Annotated in this window: 6 protein-coding genes and 1 pseudogene; all 7 read left to right on the top strand. The window is 71.4% G+C overall.

Annotation, left to right across the window (positions count from 1 at the left end; genetic code table 11):
* Positions 1-501, top strand: a 501-nt coding sequence (locus ACFFNX_RS41895) for a PfkB family carbohydrate kinase (protein ID WP_378211784.1), incomplete at its 5' end; no start/stop codon positions are given.
* On the top strand, positions 501-1,511 hold the full coding sequence (locus tag ACFFNX_RS41890; RefSeq protein ID WP_378211782.1) for a substrate-binding domain-containing protein: 1,011 nt from the start codon (positions 501-503) through the stop codon (positions 1,509-1,511). The genes ACFFNX_RS41895 and ACFFNX_RS41890, both read left to right, overlap by 1 nt.
* Positions 1,511-2,257, top strand: a complete 747-nt coding sequence (locus ACFFNX_RS41885) for an ATP-binding cassette domain-containing protein (RefSeq protein ID WP_378211780.1) — start codon at positions 1,511-1,513, stop codon at positions 2,255-2,257. The genes ACFFNX_RS41890 and ACFFNX_RS41885 overlap by 1 nt, the downstream gene beginning before the upstream one ends.
* A 105-nt stretch (positions 2,258-2,362) precedes the next feature.
* Complete coding sequence (locus ACFFNX_RS41880; protein ID WP_378211778.1) at positions 2,363-3,379, top strand: ABC transporter permease; 1,017 nt, start codon at positions 2,363-2,365, stop codon at positions 3,377-3,379.
* Positions 3,376-4,419: a phosphotriesterase family protein gene (locus ACFFNX_RS41875; RefSeq protein ID WP_378211777.1), complete on the top strand. Its 1,044-nt coding sequence runs from the start codon at positions 3,376-3,378 to the stop codon at positions 4,417-4,419. Before ACFFNX_RS41880 ends, ACFFNX_RS41875 begins: the two co-directional genes overlap by 4 nt.
* Before the next feature lie 39 nt (positions 4,420-4,458).
* Positions 4,459-5,204 (top strand): annotated as a pseudogene (locus ACFFNX_RS41870) (glutamine amidotransferase).
* On the top strand, positions 5,201-5,600 hold a 400-nt coding region (locus ACFFNX_RS41865; protein WP_378211775.1), incomplete at its 3' end, for a TenA family protein. The pseudogene ACFFNX_RS41870 and the gene ACFFNX_RS41865, both read left to right, overlap by 4 nt.

The raw sequence follows: 5,600 nt of genomic DNA, 5'->3' as shown, positions 1-5,600 counted from the left end.
CGGCCGCGGCGGCCGCACGTGGTCGTGGACCTCGACGGCTGCGACGGACCGGAGGCGACGCGCGCCGCCCTGTCGGCCGCCGACCACGCGATCGGCGGACGCGCGCAGCTCACGGAGTTCGTCGGTGACGACGAAGCGCTGGTCGGAGCGGCCGTCGACCACCAGGTATACCTGGTGGTCACCGACGGTCCCCGCGGCTGGACGCTGCTGACGCCCGCTGGTGATCGCCACGACGGCGAGGCGATCACCGTGGACACCGTGGACGCCACGGGTGCCGGCGACTGCTTCGCCGGCACCTACTGCGCGGAACTGGACCGGGGCACCGGACCGCTGGAGGCGGCGCGCTTCGCCGCCGTCGCCGCCGGCATCTCGTGCACCCGGCCCGGCGCCCGCGACGGAATGCCCCGGCGCGAGACCGTCACCGCCTACCTCCGAGCGCGGTCCGGCCCCCGGCCGGCGGTTTCACCCCAGCCGGCCCACTCCCAGGGAGAGGAGAGATGATGCGACGTACGGTGACGGCCGTGGTCTCGATCGGCCTGCTGCTGACGACCATCGGCTGTGACACGGCGGCCAGGCGGGAGATCGCCGCGGAGAAGAGGGCCACCGAGCAGGGTCCGCCCCCACCCGCCAAGATCGCCCAGTCGTGCCAGGTCCAGGGCCATCAGCCCAAGATCGGCATCGTCCCGATCAACCTTCAGGCGCTGTTCTTCAACCAGATCGACACCGGCGCGCAGACCGTGGCGCGCAAGGCCGGCGCGCAGGTGCAGATCGTCAACGGCAACGACGACTCCTCCACCCAGGCCAACGCGATCGACGACCTGGTGGCCAACCACTACGACGCGATCATCGTGGACGCGATCGACACCGAGGGCATCAAGCCCGCGATCCGGCGGGCGAAGGCGGCCGGAATTCCCGTGGTGGCCGTGGACGCCACCGTCGACGACCCGGCGGTCGCCACCCAGGTCGGCACGGCCAACGCCGAGGGCGGCAGGCAACTCGGCGACGCACTGCTCAAGATCACGGGTGGCCGGGGCGACATCGGCGTGGTCGGCGCGCTCAACAGCACGATCCAGAACGAGCGGCAGAAGGGCTTCACCGACGAGGTCACCGCGAAGGGTATGAAGATCAAGAACGTGGTCGACGGGCGCAACATCCAGGAGAACGCCCAGACCGCCGCCGAGAACCTGCTCACCGGCGCCCCCGACCTGAAGTACGCCTACGCCACGGGCGAGCCCGCCCTCATCGGACTGGCCGCCGCCGTCGTCAGCCAGCAGCGCACCAAGGACATCAGGGTCGTCGGCTGGGACCTGTCCTCCCAGGCGGTGGACGGGCTGCGGTCCGGCTGGATCCTCGGCGTCGTACAGCAGAACACCTTCCAGTTCGGCTACGACGCGATGAACGCGGCGATCGACCTGGTGTGCCACCGGACCGTGGCCAAGGACATACCGGTCCCCACCCAGATCGTCACCCCGGCCAACGTCAAGAACTACCTCTACTACCTGGAGAAGTGATGAGCGACACCTCGCTGGTCACCCTGAGAGGGATCACCAAGTCGTTCGGCGCGGTCAAGTCGCTGCGGGGCGTCGACCTCACACTCGCCCCCGGAGAGGTGCTCGGCCTGGTCGGGGACAACGGCGCCGGGAAGTCGACGCTGATGAAGGTCCTGGCCGGGGCGATCCAGCACGACTCCGGCCAGATCACCATCGACGGCCGCGACGTCCGTTTCGCCAGCCCCGCCGACGCGCGGCGCGAGCGCATCGGGATCGTCTACCAGGACCTCGCGCTCTGCGACACCCTCGACGTCGCGAGCAACCTGTTCCTGGGCCGCGAGCCGCGCAAGGGCCCGTTCATCGACCGGCGGGCGATGCACGAGAAGGCCGCCGAGACCCTGTCGGAACTGCATGTCCGCGTGAAGTCGACGTATCAGGAGATCGGCCGGCTGTCCGGCGGGCAGCGGCAGGCGGTGGCGATCGCGCGGGCCGTGTCGTTCCAGCCGCGCGTGCTGATCCTGGACGAGCCGACCGCGGCGCTCGCGGTCGCCGAGGTGCGGCAGGTCCTCAAGATGATCCGCGACGTCGCCGCCCAGGGCGTCGGCGTCATCCTGATCACTCACCGTCTGCAGGACCTGTTCGAGGTCTGCGACCGGATCACCGTGATGTACGAGGGCCGCAGCGTCGAGGACGAGCCGGTGTCCGCGCTGGACATCGAACGGCTCGTCGCCATGATCACCCGTTCGGACACCGAGGAGGCGGCCTGACATGAGTGAGCGAAGCGAAGGCCCGGCGTGCCCGGTCGCCCTCTCGAACCCGGGGTCCCCGCGGAAACGCGGAGCGTTTTCGTGGGGTGGGGCGGAGGAGGCCTCATGAGTGTCGAGACCGCGGCGGCCCCCACCGTGCTCGCCGAGACGCCGAGCTGGTGGGAACGCGCCAACAAGGCGACGCTGGCCATGACCGGCGTCACCGTCGTGCTGTTCCTCGTCTTCGGGATCGCCGCCCCGAACTTCCTGACCTTCGACAACATCTCCAACCTGGCCACCCAGGTGGCGATCACCCTGATCGTCGCGGTCGCCATGACCTTCGTGATCACCACCGGCCAGATCGATCTGTCGGTGGGCTCGACGGTCGCGTTCGTCGCCACCGGCACCGCCGAGATGCTGCGCGCCGGGTGGGACTCCTCCATCGTGATCGTCGCGGCGATGGTGGCCGGGCTCTTCTGGGGCGCGATCAACGGCTGGCTGTCGGCCCACCAGAAGATCCCTCCGTTCATCGTCACTCTCGCCGCGATGTCGGTGATCCGGGGTCTGGCGCAGCTGTGGACGCAGGGCTTCTCCGTGCCGATCGACCGGCGGCTGTTCGTCGCCAGGATCGGTGACGCGAAGTTCCTCGGCTTCTCCGCGCTGGCCTGGATCGCGCTGGTCATGGTCGTGCTCGGGGGCGTGCTGCTGTCCAAGATGCGGTTCGGCAACTACGTCAACGGCATCGGCTCCCAGGAGGAGTCGGTCCGCCGCGCCGGGGTGAACACCGACCGGATCAAGATGATCACGCTGATGCTGACCGGCCTGGCCGCCGGAGTGGCGGGCCTGCTCACCGCGGCGCGGCTGGGCTCCGGATCGGCCAACTCCGGGCAGGGCTTCGAGCTCACCGTGATCGCCGCGGTCGTGCTCGGCGGCACCGACCTGTTCGGCGGCCGGGGCACGATGGTCGGCTCCATCATCGGCGCCGTCATCACCGGCGTGATCGCCAACGGGCTGACCCTGCTCGGCGTGAGCCCGTTCCTCACCCCGATCGTGACCGGCCTGGTGCTGCTCATCGCGATCTGGATCAACCTGCGGGGCCGTTCCCTCGCCGACCTGTTCGCCCACCTGACGCGTCGATCATGACCGGTGTCACGGTGTCCACGGTGACCGGGCCCGTGCCCAGCGCGGAGCTCGGCCTCACCCTGACCCACGAGCATCTGCGCAATGACGTACGGAAGGCGGTCGCGGAGCCGGACGACCCGCGGCTGGCCTTCCTGCGTGACGCCCGGACCGCACCGGATCTGGCGTGGCTGCTGCGCGAGCAGCCGTACGCCAGCCTCGACCACTGCGTCCTGGACGACACCGACGCGATGCTGGCCGACCTGCGCGCGTTCGCCGCGTCCGGGGGCGGCACGGTCGTCGACGTCACTCCGGCCGGGCTCGGCCGCGACCCGAGGGCGCTGCGTTCGTTCGCCGAGCGCAGCGGCCTGAAGGTCGTCATGGGCTCCGGCTGGTACCTGGAGCGGTTCCACCCGGCGCACCTGTCGTCGGCCGGGGAGCACCGCCTCGCCGGTGAACTGGTGGCCGAGTTCACCGGTGGCGCCGACGGCACCGGGATCTCCCCGGGCGTCATCGGCGAGATCGGGGTGTCGCCGGACTTCACCGAGGACGAGCACACGGCGTTGCGCGCCGCGGCGCGCGCCCAGCGCGAGACCGGCGTCCCGCTCTACGTCCACCTGCCCGGCTGGCAGCGGCGTGCGCACGAGGTCCTCGACATCGTGCTCGGCGAGTACGGCGTGGCGCCCGGCGCCGTGGTGCTGTGCCACATGGACCCCTCGCACGACGACCCCGGCTACCAGGACGCGGTCGCCGACCGCGGCGTCTGGCTCGAGTTCGACATGGTCGGGATGCCGTTCCGGTACCCGGGGGAGGGGCAGTCCCCGGCCCCGCACGAGGCCGCGCGCGCGATCGCGCGGCTCATCGGGCGCGGGTACGGCGAACGCCTGCTCCTCAGCCACGACGTGTTCCTCAAGAGCATGCTCACCGCGTACGGCGGCAACGGGTTCCGGTACGTGCCCACGCTCTTCGTCCCCAGGCTGGTCGACCACGGTGTCGCCCCCGAGGTCGCCGCAGGCCTCCTGCGGACCAACCCCGGCCGGCTGTTCGACCAGGCGGCGTCCTGACCGAGCACCGGTCCCGATGAGAGAGACAAGGAGTACACAGTGAGCCGCGTCCTGATCGCAGGCGAGAGCTGGATCACCCAGTCCACCCACATCAAGGGGGTCGACTCCTTCACCACCAGCTCGTACGTCGTCGGCGTCGAACCGCTGCGCCGGGCGCTGGAGAGTCGCGGGCACGAGGTCGTTCACCTGCCCGCTCACCTGGTGCCCGCGCGGTTCCCCGGTGACGCCGCCGCGCTCGCCGAGTACGACGTGGTCGTGCTCTCCGACATCGGCGCGAACTCCCTGCAACTCGCCCCCGAGGTGTTCGAGCAGGCGCGGCCGGGCGCCGACCGGATCGACGCGCTGCGCGGCTGGGTCGGCGACGGCGGCGGCCTGCTCATGGTCGGCGGCTACCTCTCGTTCACCGGTTTCGAGGCCAAGGCCGCCTACCGCAACACGGTGCTGCACGAGGTGCTGCCGGTCGAGCTCCTGCCCGAGGACGACCGCGTCGAGCTGCCCGCCGGCGCGAAGCCGGAGGTCCCCGGCCTGGGGCATCCCGCGCTCGCGGCGTCGCCGCCGACTGGCCGCTGCTCCTGGGCTACAACCGTGTCCGTCCCCGTCCCGGCGCGGACGTCCTGGCCACGCTGGGCGCCGACCCGCTGGTCGCCGTCGGCGGGTACGGCTCGGGACGTTCGGCGGTGTTCACCTCCGACTGCTCGCCCCACTGGGCGCCCAAGCCGTTCTGCGAGGAATGGGACGGCTACGCCAAGGTGTTCGGCGGCCTCGTCGAGTGGCTCGCCGCATGAGCGAGGGGGCACGGGGCCCGGGGAACCGGTCCGCGCGGCTGCTCGACGTGTGCGCCGAGCCCATGGAACGGGCGCTCGGCATGCGGTTCGTCGAGGAGGTCACCGCCGGCACGATCGGCGACGCGGCCTACGCCGACTACCTGGCGATCGAGGAGTCCTTCGTCGAGACGGCCGCCCGCCTGCACGGCCTGGCCGTGTGGGACGCCCCGGACCGTACGGCGCTGGAGCGCAACGCGCGGGCGGTCCACGCGCTGACCACCGACCAGTCGGACTACTTCCGCGCGGCGCGCGCCGCCTGGCCGGTCGCGGCGCGCGCGGACGCGGCGTCGCCGCCGACTGGCCGCTGCTCCTGGGCTACAACCGTGTCCGTCCCCGTCCCGGCGCGGACGTCCTGGC

This window comes from Actinoallomurus acaciae, from assembly GCF_042429965.1.
GTDB classification, from domain to species: Bacteria; Actinomycetota; Actinomycetes; order Streptosporangiales; family Streptosporangiaceae; genus Actinoallomurus; species Actinoallomurus acaciae.
Note: the sequence above shows the minus strand (reverse complement) of the source record. Positions and strands in the feature narration are given on the sequence as shown.

What these genes read in the sequence shown, in the direction of transcription:
- ACFFNX_RS41890 (WP_378211782.1), top strand. Translation starts at nt 501, where the DNA reads ATGCGACGTACGGTGACGGCCGTGGTCTCGATCGGCCTGCTGCTGACG.
- ACFFNX_RS41885 (WP_378211780.1), top strand. Translation starts at nt 1,511, where the DNA reads ATGAGCGACACCTCGCTGGTCACCCTGAGAGGGATCACCAAGTCGTTC.
- ACFFNX_RS41880 (WP_378211778.1), top strand. Translation starts at nt 2,363, where the DNA reads ATGAGTGTCGAGACCGCGGCGGCCCCCACCGTGCTCGCCGAGACGCCG.
- ACFFNX_RS41875 (WP_378211777.1), top strand. Translation starts at nt 3,376, where the DNA reads ATGACCGGTGTCACGGTGTCCACGGTGACCGGGCCCGTGCCCAGCGCG.